At 67.4% G+C, this 15,692-nt stretch carries 13 protein-coding genes and 1 pseudogene; 7 read left to right on the plus strand and 7 right to left on the minus strand.

Translation table 11 applies throughout. The features are described 5' to 3' along the window. Window positions 1-5: 5 nt before the first annotated feature. The 3 genes from AB0C34_RS11730 to AB0C34_RS11740 form a co-directional block, all read right to left on the minus strand. The gene (locus AB0C34_RS11730; protein ID WP_357070230.1) at window positions 6-557 is read right to left on the minus strand and encodes a flavin reductase family protein; all 552 of its coding nucleotides are present in this window, start codon (window positions 555-557) and stop codon (window positions 6-8) included. A gap of 75 nt (window positions 558-632) precedes the next feature. After that, on the minus strand, window positions 633-1,109 hold the full coding sequence (locus tag AB0C34_RS11735; RefSeq protein WP_357070232.1) for a YbaK/EbsC family protein: 477 nt from the start codon (window positions 1,107-1,109) through the stop codon (window positions 633-635). A 53-nt stretch (window positions 1,110-1,162) separates the two neighbouring features. Then, window positions 1,163-1,483 (minus strand): 2-oxo-4-hydroxy-4-carboxy-5-ureidoimidazoline decarboxylase, encoded by a 321-nt coding sequence (locus AB0C34_RS11740; protein WP_357070234.1) that lies wholly within the window; start codon window positions 1,481-1,483, stop codon window positions 1,163-1,165. Window positions 1,484-1,675: 192 nt separating this feature from the next. Between AB0C34_RS11740 and AB0C34_RS11745 the strand changes: the two genes are divergently transcribed. From AB0C34_RS11745 to AB0C34_RS11755, 3 genes and pseudogenes are all read left to right on the plus strand, one after another. Next, window positions 1,676-2,497: a crotonase/enoyl-CoA hydratase family protein gene (locus tag AB0C34_RS11745; RefSeq protein ID WP_357070236.1), complete on the plus strand. Its 822-nt coding sequence runs from the start codon at window positions 1,676-1,678 to the stop codon at window positions 2,495-2,497. Between the two features lie 86 nt (window positions 2,498-2,583). Then, the gene (locus AB0C34_RS11750; protein WP_357070238.1) at window positions 2,584-3,096 is read left to right on the plus strand and encodes a MarR family transcriptional regulator; all 513 of its coding nucleotides are present in this window, start codon (window positions 2,584-2,586) and stop codon (window positions 3,094-3,096) included. Window positions 3,097-3,145: 49 nt separating this feature from the next. Further along, window positions 3,146-4,777, plus strand: a pseudogene (locus AB0C34_RS11755) (MDR family MFS transporter). Between the two features lie 76 nt (window positions 4,778-4,853). Here the strand turns inward: AB0C34_RS11755 and AB0C34_RS11760 are convergent. Continuing rightward, complete coding sequence (locus AB0C34_RS11760; RefSeq protein WP_357070240.1) at window positions 4,854-5,345, minus strand: inorganic diphosphatase; 492 nt, start codon at window positions 5,343-5,345, stop codon at window positions 4,854-4,856. A gap of 146 nt (window positions 5,346-5,491) precedes the next feature. Between AB0C34_RS11760 and dacB the strand changes: the two genes are divergently transcribed. The 4 genes from dacB (at window position 5,492) to hpt (ending at window position 9,946) form a co-directional block, all read left to right on the plus strand. Beyond that, window positions 5,492-7,000 (plus strand): D-alanyl-D-alanine carboxypeptidase/D-alanyl-D-alanine-endopeptidase, encoded by a 1,509-nt coding sequence (gene dacB / locus AB0C34_RS11765; protein ID WP_357071270.1) that lies wholly within the window; start codon window positions 5,492-5,494, stop codon window positions 6,998-7,000. Between the two features lie 13 nt (window positions 7,001-7,013). Continuing rightward, on the plus strand, window positions 7,014-8,132 hold the full coding sequence (locus AB0C34_RS11770; protein ID WP_357071273.1) for a zinc-dependent metalloprotease: 1,119 nt from the start codon (window positions 7,014-7,016) through the stop codon (window positions 8,130-8,132). Window positions 8,133-8,256: 124 nt separating this feature from the next. Beyond that, on the plus strand, window positions 8,257-9,345 hold the full coding sequence (gene tilS / locus AB0C34_RS11775) for a tRNA lysidine(34) synthetase TilS (RefSeq protein ID WP_357070242.1): 1,089 nt from the start codon (window positions 8,257-8,259) through the stop codon (window positions 9,343-9,345). Between the two features lie 43 nt (window positions 9,346-9,388). Continuing rightward, window positions 9,389-9,946, plus strand: a complete 558-nt coding sequence (hpt, locus tag AB0C34_RS11780) for a hypoxanthine phosphoribosyltransferase (protein ID WP_357070244.1) — start codon at window positions 9,389-9,391, stop codon at window positions 9,944-9,946. Here hpt and AB0C34_RS11785 read toward each other — a convergent pair. The 3 genes from AB0C34_RS11785 to AB0C34_RS11795 are packed head-to-tail and all read right to left on the minus strand — an operon-like array spanning window position 9,904 to window position 15,613. Beyond that, a complete protein-coding gene (locus tag AB0C34_RS11785; RefSeq protein ID WP_357070246.1) occupies window positions 9,904-10,665 on the minus strand; it encodes a cyclase family protein in 762 nt (253 codons plus the stop codon). The two genes, hpt and AB0C34_RS11785, sit on opposite strands and share 43 nt — an antisense overlap. Next, window positions 10,662-13,139: a protein kinase gene (locus AB0C34_RS11790; protein ID WP_357070248.1), complete on the minus strand. Its 2,478-nt coding sequence runs from the start codon at window positions 13,137-13,139 to the stop codon at window positions 10,662-10,664. The genes AB0C34_RS11785 and AB0C34_RS11790 overlap by 4 nt, the downstream gene beginning before the upstream one ends. After that, window positions 13,136-15,613 (minus strand): serine/threonine-protein kinase, encoded by a 2,478-nt coding sequence (locus AB0C34_RS11795; protein WP_357070249.1) that lies wholly within the window; start codon window positions 15,611-15,613, stop codon window positions 13,136-13,138. Before AB0C34_RS11795 ends, AB0C34_RS11790 begins: the two co-directional genes overlap by 4 nt. Between the last annotated feature and the right edge of the window lie 79 nt (window positions 15,614-15,692).

Raw genomic sequence — 15,692 nt, forward strand, 5'->3', positions numbered from 1 at the left:
GTCGGTCAGTCACCCAGCGACGTCGGGCGGTAATAGCGCCCGTCGTAGTAGAGCAGCGGGGCGGCGGCGGGCTTCTGATCGGTGTTGTCGTGCACTCGGGTCACCAGGCCGGCGACCACGGTGTGGTCGCCGATGGGGATGAGTCGGTGCACGGTGGCGCGCAACCAGATGGGGGTGCCGTGCAGGACTGGTTCGCCGGTGTCCAGCGTGGTCCACAGCGAGTGGTCGCTGAAGCGCTTCTCGGCGTTCCTGGAGAAGCGGTGAGCCAGGTGCTGCTGGTGTTCGCCCAGGAAGTGGATGACCACGGACTCGGCGTCCAGCAGTGCGGGCAGGCTGGAGGAGGTGTGTGCGATGTTGAACGAGACCAGCGGCGGCGCCAGTGACAGCGAGGCGAATGAGGTCGCGGTGAAGCCGATCGGGCCCCCCGGGGACGACAGCGTGACGACGGTGACGCCCGCGGGGTAATGGCGCATGGAGGTGCGGTACTGCTCGGCGGTGATTCCACTCAGATCATCGGGGATCTGGAATGCCGTCTCGGGCCGTGGTGCTTCGGTCACATGACGAAAATACTCGCGGACCAGGGCTGGTGGGCCGAGTACCTGGTCGTTCGGTGTCGCTGCCCGCGCGCCAACTCAATCCATGTCGATCGCAAGGCCCGCGGTGATCCGCACCAATTCGCGGAACGACGTGCGGAAAATGGTGTTCGGATGCCCGCCGGCCGCCCAGACCTCGCGGTGCGCGGACAGTGCGTTGTCCACCCAGGTCGGCAGGTTGGTCGGATGGCCGACCGGTGCGACTCCACCGATCGGCTGTGCGGTGACCGCACGGACCAGGTCTGCCGGTGCGCGGGTCAGCTTTCCTTCCAGGCGCGCGCCGGTGTTCGACAGGTCGACCTGGTGTGCGCCGGAGACCAGCAACAGCACCGGTTCGTCATCGAGCAGGAAAACCAGCGATTTCGTGATGGCCCCCACATCGACGCCGAGCGCCCGCGCGGCATCGAGCGCGGTATGCGTCGGCGTGGGTTGAGCGATGATGAGGCCGTGATGCCCACGGGCGATGAGGGTGTCCGCGACCCGGCAAGCTACCGGTGGCAACAACGACCTGCGCATGGCACCAGGGTAGAGCGATTGCGCGTCGGACGCCGGGTGCGCCTGAATGCCGGTCAGTAATCCGGGTAGCCCTCGACCGGACCGAGCATTCCCCCGATCCGGGTGCGGGTGACCCGTGCTAGTTCGGTCAGGTTGTGCTTCGAGACCCGTTCGTGCACAACCGCTTCGAACGCGCGGTCGATGTCCCGCTGGGACAGCGCGAGCAGTTCGACATCGGCCTTGCTCACCAGCGCGTCCCGGTTGGCGTAGGGCCGGGCATCGGCCAGCGTCGCCGCCCACGTCACATTGCTACAGCACTCGTAGAGCGCGTGCATCGCGCGACCGCGCGATATCTCGTTGAATCGGTCGAGACCGATTCCCTGGTGCAGCAGCATGGTCGTCTCCGAACCCGAGGATCGCGATGTGTTGACATCACCATGATCCGTCGCGCCGTGACCTGGAACCAATGCGTCGCTACGAATTTGCGCAGGATTTACACGCTCCGCGGTCTTCTTGGCGAGTCCGATACGACGGACGATCCCGGTAGCCGGGGTACCGGCGGCGCGCCGTCTCGATACGCTGTACGAATGACTGACTGGCAGGCTTTCACCGTCGAAGCGAAGGACCACGTCGCGCAGGTCACGTTGCTCGGTCCCGGCAAGGGGAATGCGATGGGCCCGGATTTCTGGCGGGAGTTGCCGGAGGTCTTCCAGGTGCTCGACGCCGACCCCGAGGTGCGTGCGGTGGTGTTGACCGGTTCGGGCAAGAACTTCTGCTACGGGCTCGACCTGCCCGCGATGAGCGGAACGTTCGGGCCGGTGCTTGCCGACCGGGCGCTGGCACAGCCGCGCACCACCTTGCTGCACGAGGTGCGCAAGATGCAAGCGGCGGTCACGGCGGTCGCGGACTGCCGCAAGCCGGTGATCGCCGCGGTGTCCGGCTGGTGCATCGGTGGCGGCCTCGACCTGATCGCGGCCGCCGATGTCCGCTACGCGAGCGCGGACGCCAAGTTCAGTTTGCGGGAGGCCAAGGTCGCGATTGTCGCCGACATCGGGTCGCTGCATCGGTTGCCCGGCATCATCGGGGAGGGGCATGTGCGCGAACTCGCCTACACCGCCAAGGACATCGACGCCGTGCGCGCGGAGAAGATCGGTCTGGTCAACGACGTCTTCCTGGACCAGGAAGCGGTCATGGACGCGGCGCACGCGACCGCGCGCGAGATCGCGGCGAACCCACCGCTGGTGGTGCAGGGCGTCAAGGATGTACTGGATCAGCGGCGTAAGGACGAGGTCGCCGCCGGGCTGCGTTACGTCTCCGCCTGGAACGCCGCGTTCCTCCCCTCCGAGGACCTCACCGAGGCGATCAAGGCGGTGTTCGAGAAGCGCGCGCCAGAATTCAAGGGCCAGTAGGCCGTCTCCAGGTTTGCCCCGGTACTGACCCCCTCGCATACTTGCGTCGCGCAACTAATCGATGGTGCAAATGAAGGTGTGATGGCGTGGATGCTGCGGATGATCAGTCGATCGACACGATCGCTGCTCAACTTATCCGGTTGGGTCGGATCCGTGACCGCACGGCGGCACAACTCAGCGGGCTGACCAAGGGAGGACTCGACCCGGCCGCGTTCGAGACCCTGTTCCGGCTGTTGTGCGACGGGCCGATGCGGTCGGGAACGCTGGCCGAAGCGCTATATTCCGACGCGTCGACGATCAGCCGCCAGGTGGCCCACCTGGTCGAGCGTCGGCTGGTCGAGCGGCAGGCCGACCCGGCCGACGGCCGCGCCACCGTGCTCGCCGTGACCGATCACGGCCGCGCGGTCGCCGAACAGATCCGTCGCCGCCGCAACGAGGGCCTCACCACTGTGCTGGCGGCCTGGAACCCGGATTCCAAAGCCGCCTTCGCCGATCTGCTGCGGCAGTTCGTCGACGACTTCGAGCTCGCCCGCCCCGGCATGGTGGCCGCGATGCGCCGCCGCTGGGCCGACCACAGCAGCACGGAGCCCGACTCGTGACCGGGTCGGACACCACACGGCACCGGCCGCCTTCACCCACCGGCAGATCATGGCGATCCTCGGCGGTCTAACGCTGGGCATGCTGCTGGCCGCGCTGGACCAGACGATCGTGTCGACCGCGATCCGCACCATCGCCGACGACCTCGACGGCTACTCGTTGCAGGCATGGGCCACCACCGCCGCCTACCTGATCACCGCGACGTTGGCGACACCGCTCTACGGCAAGTTGTCCGACATGTATGGCCGCAAACCGTTCTTGATGGCGGCCATCGCGATTTTGGGGCTCGGTCGTTGCTGTGCAACTTCGCGGAGTCGATGTACCAACTCGCGGCGTTCCGCGCGTTCCAGGGGCTCGGTGCGGGCGGACTGATGTCGCTGGCGCTGACCATCATCGGCGATATCGTCGCGCCGCGCGAGCGAGTGAAGTGCCAGGGTTACTTCCTCGCGGTGTTCGGCACCTCGAGCGTGATCGGTCCGGTGCTCGGCGGCTTGTTCGCGGGGCAGGCCAGCATCCTCGGCGTGAGCTGGCGCTGGGTGTTCCTGCTGAACGTGCCGATCGGCCTGGTCGCCCTAGCGGTCGTGTCCCGAGTGCTGACACTGCCCGAACGGGCACGGTCCACTGACCGGGTGGACTGGTGGGGCACGGCGGTTTTGGCGATCGGTCTCGTCCCGCTGCTCATCGTCGCCGGACAGGGGCGTGCCTGGGGCTGGGACAGTGGGCGGTCGGTCGCCTGCTATCTGATCGGTGTCTCGGTGTCCTCCGCTTCGTCCTGGTGCAGAAGACGCTGGGGGATGCGGCGCTGATCCCGCCGCGGATCTTCGGCAACACGACGTTCGCGCTCGGCGTGGTGATCTCGTTCGTGGTCGGCGCCGCGATGTTCGGCGGAATCTCGCTGCTGCCGCAGTATTTGCAGGTGGTACGCGGCGCAACCCCGACGCTGGCCGGTCTGGAGATGCTGCCGATGGTGCTCGGACTGATGGCGGGCTCGGTCGTTTCTGGACAGCTGATCTCGCGCACTGGTCGCTACCGTGCTTTCCCGCTGATCGGTGCGACGATGCTGACGGTCGGACTGCTCCTCCTGCACTACCTGGACGCCGACAGCCCGCTGTGGCTGGTCATGATCTTCATGGTGTGTATCGGCATCGGGCTCGGCAATCTCATGCAGCCGCTCACCCTGGCGATGCAGAACGCGTTGCCGCCCAAGGATATGGGAGTCTCGACCGCAGCCGCCACGTTCTTCCGGCAGATCGGTGGCACGTTCGGCGTAGCGGTGTTCCTTTCGATCCTTTTCGCGCAGCTGACCCCCAACATTTCCGCCGAGATGCGTTCGGTGGCCACTGATCCGACCTTCCAGCACGCCGTGCTCGCGGGCGCGCGCAGCGCGAACCCCGCCGATGCCGCGCTGCCCAAAGGGCTACTGGCGCACAACACTTCGGCGGCCGGAGAGGTGCTGCACGAAAGCTCGATCATCCAGGAGCTGAACCCGGATCTGGCTCGGCCTTCAAAATCGGTTTCGCCGAGTCGATGTCCACGGTGTTCTTGTCGGCGACCGGTGTCGCACTGCTCGGACTGATTCTGGTGCTGTTCTGGCGGGAGGTGCCGTTGCGTAAGGTCGGGCGGCGAACGGCGATGCCGACACGGCGCAGGACGGCGAGGGCGAAAGCTGATCGAGCGCGGTAGGACGCGGTGCGCCCGCAAACGACGGCGCGGGTAGCCGGAAAGTACCGGACTACCCGCGCCGCGCAGTTCGGGACGGTCAGTGTCCGCCGTGCTCCTTCAGCCGTTGGATCGATGCCTCGACCTCGGCCTCGGCCTCGGCGCGGCCCACCCACTCCGAGCCCTTGACGAATTTGCCGGGCTCGAGGTCCTTGTAGCGCTCGAAGAAGTGCTTGATCGCAGCCAGCTCGAACTCCGGGACGTCCTTCAGGTCCTGGATGTGATCCCATCGCGGGTCGCCCGCGGGCACACACAGGATCTTGTCGTCACCGCCTGCCTCGTCGGTCATCTTGTACATCGCGACTGGACGGGCCTCCACGATCACGCCGGGGAAGACCGAGTCGGGCAGCAGGACCAGCGCGTCCAGCGGGTCGCCGTCATCGCCGAGGGTGTTCTCGATGTAGCCGTAGTCGGCGGGATAGACCATGGAGGTGTACAGGAACCGGTCGAGCCGGACCCGTCCGGTTTCGTGATCGACCTCGTACTTGTTACGGGAACCTTTGGGGATCTCGATAGTGACGTCGAACTCCACGCCATCTCCTTCAATGCATCGGTGCCGAGTCCCGACGACTCGGCTTCTCATCGGCGGCTGTCGACTCGGCCGCTGTGGAGTGTGCCGACTCGCCAGGTTGTTCGGGGGAACGGTTGCGCAACGAGGATAGTGTGATCGGCGGGGACATGGGTGCGGCAGGCGGCTGCCGCGGAAATCAGGAGAGCAACGTCGACGTGTCTGGTCGGAACAAGAACATCGGTGGGCTGGCCGCCCGGCGGCGACGGAAGACCTGGATCGCAGGCGCGACCGTGTTGGCGGTGGTGCTCGGGGGCGGCATCGGAGCGTTACTCGCGCTGCGGCCGTGGACCGACGAGTTCCGCCACGGCGGACTGACTATTTCCGCACCGCCCGCGGCGGTCGAGTCATCCCCACAAGTCGGCCCGGCCCGCTCCAACGCGCCCGCACCGAGCCCCGCGGGTGTCGCGGCCGCGCTCGCCCTCGTGGTCGGTAACCCGGACCTCGGCGCGTTCGCGGGCCAGGTGACCGATGCCGCCAGCGCTACAGTGCTGTGGAGTGGTGACGCGAACACACCGATGATCCCGTCGTCGACCGCCAAGATTCTCACGACCGCGGCCGCGCTGCTGGCGCTGCCCGCCGATCACCGGGTGACCACTGCGGTGGTCACAGGGTCGGCACCGAACGAGTTGGTGCTGGTCGGCGGTGGTGATCCGACGCTCACCGCACAGCCCGACGGCAAGGGCTACTACCCGAACGGCCCACGGTTGTCCGATCTGGTGGCGCAGATCAGATCCGCGGGCCGCCCGGTGGACACGATCGTGGTCGATACGTCCGCCTACGAGGGCCCGACCATGGCACAGGGGTGGGACCCGGTCGACATCGGTGAGGGGTCCATCGCTCCGATGGAGTCGGTGATGATCGACGGTGGTCGCCTGCAACCGCTCGTGGAATACTCCCCGCGCACCGGGACGCCCGCCTTGGATGCCGGGCGGCGACTGGCCGGGGACCTCGGTATCGACCCGGCCCGGGTCAGGGTGGGGACCGCGCCGCCTGGCGCGGCCGAGGTCGCGAGCGTGCGGTCGGCACCGCTGCGCGACCGGCTGCGCGACACGATGGTTCACTCCGACAATGTGCTCGCCGAGGCGATCGGCCGGGAGATCGCGCTGGCGACCGGCGGCGAGGCGTCGTTCAGCGGCGCGGTCGACGCCACGAGCGCGGCGCTGAACAAAGCCGGTTTCGACCTGACCGGCCTGGTCATGCACGACAGCAGTGGGCTCTCGGTCGACGATCGGACTCCCGCGCGGTTGCTCGATCGAATCATCGCTACCGCGGCCGAGCCGAACGGCGCCACCGCGGTGCAACCGGTCGGCACGAAGGCCAAACCGCAGCGCGACCACCTCGCGACCACGCTGGCCCCGATGCTCGACTACCTGCCGGTCGCGGGCGGCACTGGCTCACTGACCAGCCGCTATGTCACCCAGAATCGCAATGGCGCCGGCTGGGTGCGCGCCAAGACCGGAACTCTGTCGGTGTCCAGCGCGTTGGTCGGGTATGTGCTGGACGCCGATGGGCGGGTGCTGACCTTCGCTCTGATGTCGAACGATCGACCGCCAGAGGCGAGTAGGCCCGCGCTGGACGCGATCGCAGGCACGCTGCGTAACTGTGGATGCTCATGACGGGTGGATGATCATGGACCAAGAAGGTTCCGACACAGCCGAATCCGGCCCCGTGGCTGCGCTGGAGCGGCACCAGGGACGGTCGGTTCTGTCCGGGGTGATCGACTGGCAAGTGGCCGCGAAAACCGGCTCGGCGCTGGTGCCCTCGGGGCCGCGCACCTCGCGCTACTCGGCCGAGCAGGTTGTCGCCGAACTGGCGGTCGCCTCCGAACGCGCCGAAGGACCCGTCCGTGCGGTGACCGGGCTACTGGACGACCGACCGGTGCCCGCCGCCAGGATCGTCGACCGGCCCGGCTGGATCGGGGCCGCCGCCGATTCCATGGCGCAGCTCACCGGAAGTGACACGGCGTCGGCGACACGCAAGCGGTTTGCGGGCAAACCCGCGGGTGTGCAGGCGGGCGCGATGCTCGCTTTCCTGTCGACCGCGATCCTCGGCCAGTACGACCCGTTCACCGGGCCGGACGGCACGCTGCTGCTGGTCGCGCCGAACATCGTGGCCGTGGAGCGCGCGCTCGGAGTGTCGCCGAGCGATTTTCGGCTCTGGGTCTGTCTACACGAGGTGACCCATCGGGTGCAGTTCTCCTCGGCGCCTTGGCTCGCCGACTACATGCGCGCCAATGTCGAGGTGCTCGGCGAAGTGGGTGACGAACCGCTGACGGAGATGCTCTCCCGGCTGGTCGCCGAAGTGCGCGACCGACGCCGCAGCGCTATCCCCGACGATCCGGCGGCGCGCGGCATAGTCGGACTGCTGCGCGCCAGTCAGGCGCCGCCGCAGCGCGAGGCGCTGGATCGCCTGCTCATGCTCGGCACGCTGTTGGAAGGGCACGCCGATCACGTCATGGACGCGGTCGGTCCGTCGGTCGTTCCGTCGGTCGAGCAGATCCGAACCGCCTTCGATCAGCGGCGCAAGCGTCCGACAAACCCGGTCCAGCGGATCCTGCGCGCCCTACTCGGTGTGGATGCGAAGGTCGCGCAGTACGTGCGTGGCAAGGCCTTCGTGGACGAGGTGGTCGGCAGCGTAGGCATGGCCCGGTTCAACACCGTGTGGACCGATGTCGACACGCTGCCCAGGGTCGACGAGATCGAGGATCCGCAGCGCTGGATCGGCCGGGTGCTGGGTAGCGGCAGGTAGTCGAGCTGCTGAGCGGGGATGCCTACGAACGCCTTCGCCGACGTCGTGCGCGGGGCGGGGACATACGGACGGCATCGCCGAGTGCGGGTACTCGAGGCGCCGGCCGGTCGGTAGGCTTCGGCGCATGGGTCGTGCGCCGAAAACCACACCCGGGCGCTTCGGATCGGAGGCCGGGTCGGCGGGGTCGGCCCGCACAGTGGAAGGCGTCAGCCGCCTGCCGGAGACCGCGGCGGTGCTCGCGGTGCGCAGGGCGGTGCGCGGCTGGCTGACCCGGTTCGGGCCAGCCGATCCCGACCCGCCCGTGGTCGCGGTGGCGCTGTCCGGCGGGGCGGATTCGTTGGCACTCACGGCCGCGGCCGTCGTCGAGGCCGCCGCGGTCGACGCGCTGGTGGTCGATCACCGATTGCAGCCGGCTTCCGCCGCGGTCGCCGCCGAAGCCGCGGCGCGGGCACTGGCTCTGGGGTGTCGGTCGGCACGAGTGCTCGCGGTCGACGTCGGAACCGACGGGGGTGTAGAGGCGGCCGCGCGCCGGGCCCGATACGCCGCACTGGACGCGGCGCGCGACGGACTTCCGGTGCTGCTCGGGCACACCCTCGACGACCAGGCCGAAACGGTCCTGCTGGGGCTGGCCCGCGGGTCGGGTGGCCGCTCGATTCATGGGATGGCGCCGTTCACCGAGCCGTGGGGGAGGCCGTTGCTCGGGGTGCGCAGAGCGACGACCGGGCAGCTGTGTGCCGACCTCGGCCTGGCGCCACATGCCGATCCGCACAACATCGCGCCGGAGTTCACCAGGGTGCGGTTGCGCACCGAGGTATTGCCGCTGTTGGAGGAGGTCCTCGGTGGTGGAGTGGCGCCGGCGTTGGCTCGCACGGCCGAACAGTTGCGCGAGGATGCGATCGTGCTGGACACGCTCGCCGACGAACTGCTGCGCAGCGCGACCGATGGCAGCACGCTCGTCGTCGAGACCCTCGCCACTGCCCCCGCAGCTTTGCGAAAACGGGCGATTCGGACATGGCTCTTGTCGGGTGGTGCGAAAGCGCTGACCAACAAGCACTTACAGGCAGTCGACGAGTTGATTACCGGATGGCGCGGTCAGGGCGGCGTCGCGATCGGAGGCGGAAGGCCGGGCAATAGGTTGGTCGCCGGGCGGGAACGTGGCAGGCTGACACTGCGGCTGGGTAATGACTGCCATCGGACCGATGACACATCCTGAGCCGGCCCACCGGGCTCACCACCCAGGAAGGAATTCAGCTGACGTGTACGGGGACGACATCGCGTCGGTGCTGATCACCGAGGACCAGATCGCCACGAAGACCCAGGAGCTGGCCGAACTCATCGCCAAGCGCTATCCCGCTGATGCGCCCGAGGGCGACCTACTGCTGGTCGGTGTGCTCAAGGGCGCGATTTTCTTCATGACCGATCTGGCCAAAGCCCTGCCCATTCCGACCCAGCTGGAGTTCATGGCGGTTTCCTCTTATGGCTCGTCCACCTCATCCTCCGGTGTCGTGCGCATCATGAAGGACTTGGACCGCGACATCGCGGGCCGCAATGTTCTGATCGTCGAGGACATCATCGACTCCGGGCTCACCCTGTCCTGGCTCAAGCGCAACCTGTCGACCCGCAACCCGGCGTCGCTCGAGGTGGTAACCCTGCTGCGCAAGCCGGACGCGCTGCGCACCCCGGTGGACGTCGCGCACGTCGGTTTCGACATCCCGAACGAATTCGTCGTCGGCTACGGCCTCGACTACGCGGAGCGCTACCGCGACTTGCCCTACATCGGGACCCTCGATCCCAAGGTGTACGGCGGCGCCTGAGCCCGGTCCGGCAGGATGCCGAAAATCGTTGCGGGCGAACCGGAACCGCCGCGGTACAGCGGTCCGCCCACCAGGATCCACGCGCCGGTGTCGGGTAGCGCGGCCAAGTCGGCCAGGCATTCCAGGCTGATTCGGTGGTCGTGGTAGAGCAGTTTCGATACCGTGTACGTGTCGTCGCTGCCCAGGTCCGGACCGAACGTGTCGATACCGAGTGCGCCGCGCCGGCCGAGTCTGCCGGTGTCCAGCAGCCACTTCACCGTGTCCACCGCGAAACCCGGCTGACGGCCCTCGAATTCGCCGGTGCCGACGAAATCCGCGGTGCCCCACTTGGCGTCCCAACCGGTCCAGGCGATCACCGCGGCGCCGTCCGGGATTCGGCCGTGCCGGTTCTCCCACTGCCGCAGGTCGGCGACTGTGATCGCGTAGTCGCGATCGTTCGCGCACTGCCGCCGAACGTCGATCTTCACCGCGGGCAGCAGCAGGTCATCCAGATCCAGCTCATCTGCGGCGAGCCCCTCGGAATGGAAGTGAATCGGTGCTCCCCAATGTGTTCCGGTGTGTTCGCCCTGCTGGAGGTAGCGCAGCTGGTAGCCATCGTTCGCGATCGTGGCGACGAGGTCGGTGCGGAATGTCGGGTCGCCGGGGTACCGCGGCGTGGTGGCCGGATCGTGCACATGCGACAGGCTCACCAGCCGCCCGAGCGGGCGCGGCGAGGTCATCGCTTCCGCTGGGGAATCGCCCTGGCGAGTGCGAGCAGATCGGCCTCTAGCAGCCGGAACATTCGGTAGGAGAGCACGAATGCCAGAATGCCACCTACGCTGAGCACCCGTACCGGAACGATCACCAACTCCAGATCGGCGGCGTTCACAAACGTCGCGCTCGCCACGCCGAGCAGCGGAACCGAGGCGGCGACACCGAGATAGAAGTTTCCCCGCCTGGCCAGGGCGCGCAACTGACGCGCGTCGTCGCGGCCGATGCCACCGCGCACCAGTAGCCGTGGATACACCGACCGCACCGAATACACCATGATCGGGAAGAACGGATAGGCGAGAGCGATCGCCGCGCATACCACCTGCGCGGCGAAGAAATGCAGGAAGGTCCCGGACGGGAGGTCCACGCCGGACGACGCCAGTCCCAGCGGCCAGATGATGCCCGCGACCAGCCAGAAGCCGAACGGCAACCACACCGCCCAGTCACCCATCAGCAGGGTGTCGCGGCGTGCTTTGGCCAGCGTGCGCGCGGAGAACGCGTGGCCGCGGTTCAGCCGGTAACCGACGGTGAGAGGTCGTCGGGTGAGCAAAAGCAGCAGCAGTGCGGCCACCGGGAAGGCGATCAGATTGTTGATCAGGCCGACCGCGGCGAACTTGTGCTGGTCGGCGGTCGACATCCGGTCGATGATCAAGGCCTGGTTCAACTGGATGTTATAGAAGCTCGCGAGCACGTTCGGCACACCGATACACAGTGTGGCGAGCGGGAGCAGCCAGCCGCGGGCTCGGTAGGCGAGACTGCGCGGCGAAGGATCGACCAGGCCCCGCGCGCGAGGATCGAGACAGAGGTCGAGTTGTGCTGCTAGTTCGGCACCATTGCGCCAACGCTGTTTCTGGTCGATATGCAGGCATTCTCGCAGCACCCGGAGCAGCGCGGGCGGTGTGTCCTCGGGCAGCCGCGACAGTGTCGCCGAGACGCCGCCGCGCCGCGCCGCGAGCGCGCCGGCGAACGTCTCGGTGGCGGCGCCGTGCTCGACGGAAGGCGGATCGACGAACGGTCCCGCACCTGTCAACATTTCCCAAAGCAGCACCCCGAGCGAGTAGATGTCACTGCTGGCGCCGGGCGTGGGCGTGGCGGGATCGAGCAGCTGTGCCAACTGCTCCGGTGAGTGGTAGCGCAGCGAATCCGCGTCGACGACGGTATGTTTCGGAATGGCCGTCCGCGCACCCGCCTCATGGATGGCGAAATCCGCCAGTTTTGGTATGCCCTCGGCGGTGAACAAGACGTTCGTCGGTTTGATGTCGTGGTGCAGCACGCCGTGGTGCTCGGCGTAGTCCAGCGCGTCCGCGAGCCGCCTGCCCACCCAGGCCACCGTTTCGGGCCAACTCAACCGCGCGATCTCGGCACGCACACTCGAATCCGAGGGGCGGATCTCGCCCCGGGCTTCCATAGCGGCGTCCACCGCGCGCAGTAGCAGCGCACCGCCGTCGGTGACCGGTCCACGGCGACGCTGTTCGAGTACGCCGGAGGCGGTGCCCCCGGGCAGATATTGCATGTAGACCAGGCGGGGGAGTGCGGCGCCCACAGTGGGTACAGCCGAGATATCCGCGTGCCGCTGTGGTGTCTGCGCAATGGTTCGTTCGTCGGCGAGGTTGCCGGCGGCGGTCGCCAATCGGTTGCCAGGTGGGCTCTCGATGGTGGCGGCGGGGTCGTGTGGTGTGGCTGTGGCGATTGTGGTGTCGGAGTTGTCGGGTGCCCGCGCGATGGTCGGATCTGCGTTCTCGTGCGTGGTCGGCGCGCCGCGGTCGCCGGTCGAACTCGAAACTGCAGGAGACTGCGTGTCACCGGCATGGAATATCAACTGGTCGAAGACCCGGACGATGTGCGGGTGGTCCAACTGCGCCATAGTGCGTGGCGCACCGGCGCGTCCCGCCGAAAACCGCACGGCGACAAGTCGTTGCATGGAACGTTGCCTGGCCAGGAAGACGCGGCCGAGTACGCCGCTGCCCAGGTCGGTGATCAGGTCGAAGTCATCGAGACGTTGCCCCGGTGCCAGGTCGGCCACCGCGGCGACGGCTTCGCTCGACTCCGCGGTCCCGATGCCCTCGACTTCCACGTCGGTGAACTCGGTGAGGCGCGTACGGATCTCGTCGGCCAACTCTGGATACTCGGAGAGGAAGTCCGCCATCGGCAGCGGACCGTTCCTGCGGCGTGCCAGGAATTCCTCGCACACCAGATCCACGAGTTCCTCGCTGAGTTCCATTTCTGGAAATTCCTTGCAGTACTCGGCGACCCGCTTGCCGAGCCCCGCCCGTTCCCAGCGCTGCCGCAGGTCGATCCGCAGCAGATCGGTGAGTACGGCCAAGCGCACCTGCGTCCCGTCGGGAACATAGTCCGTGATCTGTGGCGGGCGCCGGTCGTCCCGGAGGCTGTGCTGCCAATCGGCGGCGAACCGCGCGACGGCGTCGGTGCGCGAAGTTGTCACGTATCGGTCTCCGCCGCGTCCGCTTCCGCACGCGCCGACCGACCCGTGGACGCGCCCGAGCCGGTGGATGCTGGTGCGACCACCCGCTCCAGTGCGCGCAGATCTGCCTCCAGTGCGCGGAACAGGAGATAGGAGCCCACGAATGCGATTATGCCGCCGGCGCATAGCAGTCGCACCGCGAAGATCACCGACGGAATGTCGGTGGCGGGCAGGAAAGTCACACCTGCCACAGCCAGCAGCGGTACCGAGGCGGCGACGGCCAGATACCCGTTGGCACGCCGGTCCAACCCGCGCAGCCATACCGCGTCCTCGGGACTGATGTCCCCGTGCCGAAGGAAGAGCGGATAGACGCACCGCACCATGTAGAAGTTCAGCAGGAAGAACGGATACGCGACTGCGATCGCACCACATACCACCAGCGAGGCGAGGAAGTGCACTACGGCCGGTGTCGAGATGTCGCCAGTGGATATCTGTAGCGCGATCGGGAACACGATGCCCGCCAGTACCCACAGTGAGAACGCCACTGCGACAGAACGATCGCCGAGTAGTAGCGCGTCGCGTCTGGCTCGCCGCAGGGTGTCCGGGTCGTATCGTCGACCCTTGCGCAGACCTCGCGGCACCGTGATGACGTATCTGGACATATACAGCACGATCGCGATGCCGGTCGGGAAGAAGATCGAGTTCACCACGCTGGTAATGATGAGGAAGGTGTGCTGGGCATCCTCGGTCATCCGGCTGATGATCAGGGTTTCGTTGTGCTTGATGTTGTACAGCGAGGCAAGCACATTCGGAAGTGCCACCGACAGCAGCGCCACCAGCACGAAATGCGGCCGCAGCCGCCGCCGCCAGCTGTTCGGCGCAGGGTCGACCAGCTCCCGTGCGCGCGCGTCCTGGCACATCTCCAGCTGCCTGGCCAGGGTCGCGCCGCTGGACCAGCGCTCGGTCCGTTCCGGTGCGAGGCAGGTCAGCAGGACGCGGCGCAGCGCGGCCGGGCAGTCGGGGGGAACTCGTTGCAGTGCCGCCGCCTCCACGCCGGAGGTTCGGCGCTCCAGCATGGCTTCCAGGGTGGTGTCGTCGCTGTGGTCGCCCGCGCCCGCGGTGCTGTCGTCGAACGGCTTGGCGCCGGTGAGCAACTCCCACAGCACCACGCCGAGCGAGTAGATATCGGCGCGGGTGTCCAGGTCGGCGGCGCCGCGATCGAAACCGGGATGGCAGGCCTCCAGTTGCTCCGGCGACATGTAGGCCAGTGAACCGCCGAAGTAGGCGACCGGGCTGGTACCCGCCACGTTGCGGCTGAAACTGATGTTGAAATCAGCCAGTTTCGGCACGGCCTCAGCGGTGAGCAGCACATTGGCCGGCTTCACGTCACGGTGCAGCACGCCGTGCGAGGAGGCGTAGTCGAGTGCCTCGGCCAGCCTGCGCCCCAGCCAGGCGACCGTCTCCGGCCAGCTCAGCGCGGCGATCTCGGCGCGCACGCTGGAGTCGGTCGGCCGAATCTCGCCTTTCTCCTCCATCGCCGCGTCGACGGCGTCCAGCAGCAGCCTGCCACTGCGTTCGGCGGGCGGGGTGGCGCGCACCCAGCGCAGCACGCCCAGCAGTGTCCCGCCGGGCAGGAACTGCATGTAGAGCAGCCGCAACCGGTGCGCGGTGCCCGCGGCGTCCTCGAGCAGCCGCTGGTCGAACACTCGCACGATGTAGTCGTGGTCGAGTTGGGCCAGGGTTTGCGGCTCGGTGCCCCGGTCGGCGGAGACCTTCACCGCGACCAGCCGCTGCAACGAGCGCTGCCGCGCCAAGAAGACTCGGGCGAAGGCGCCGCTGCCCAAACCGGTGAGCAGGTCGAAATCATCTATCCGCTGGCCGATTTCGATCCGATCGAGCACGTTGGAACCACCTGGTTCTGTTCCGATCGTAGTGGGGACGACGGTGGCTGCCTCCGTGCGATCAGCGGTCGTTCTGGTCACCTCAGAACTACGAACTGCCTGGGTGGTTTGGTTCAATTCGGTAGGCACCGGAGTGGTTCGAGTGCGTGCGAGAGCGGTGCGCGTGGAATCATCCTGCACCGCACGGCGGGTGCTCTGGTCCACGTCGTCGGCGTTCAACAGGTCGCGGAGCTCCTGCGCCTGATGCGGATATTCCCGCAGACATTCGCGCGGATCCACGCGTTCTCCGCTGTGGCGGCGGATGACGAACTCCTCGTACACCAGACCCGCCGGGATATCGGCGGGGGAGAGTTCGGAAAATTCGGCGCAGTAATCGGCGAGGCGTTTGCGCATGGTCGGTTCGGGAGTGGTGCCTTCGCCCGCCGCGGGCGGGCGCAGCCAGCGATGTCGCAGATCGATGCGGATCAGGTCGAGCAGGGCATCTCTGCGCAAGGTGGCCGCGTCCGGCAGGTACTCGGCGATCTCCGGCGGGTGTTGCGTGGATTCCCAGGCCGCGGAGAAGGCTTTCACCGCGCTGAATTCACTCCACGACATGTCGTCGCGATAACCGGCACCGGAAGGGCGACCCGTGTCGGAATCGGAACTTCTCTCAGTGTTGGCACTCATTATCAGG

The organism is Nocardia sp. NPDC049220 (genome assembly GCF_040647855.1).
In the GTDB taxonomy this organism is placed as follows: Bacteria; Actinomycetota; Actinomycetes; order Mycobacteriales; family Mycobacteriaceae; genus Nocardia.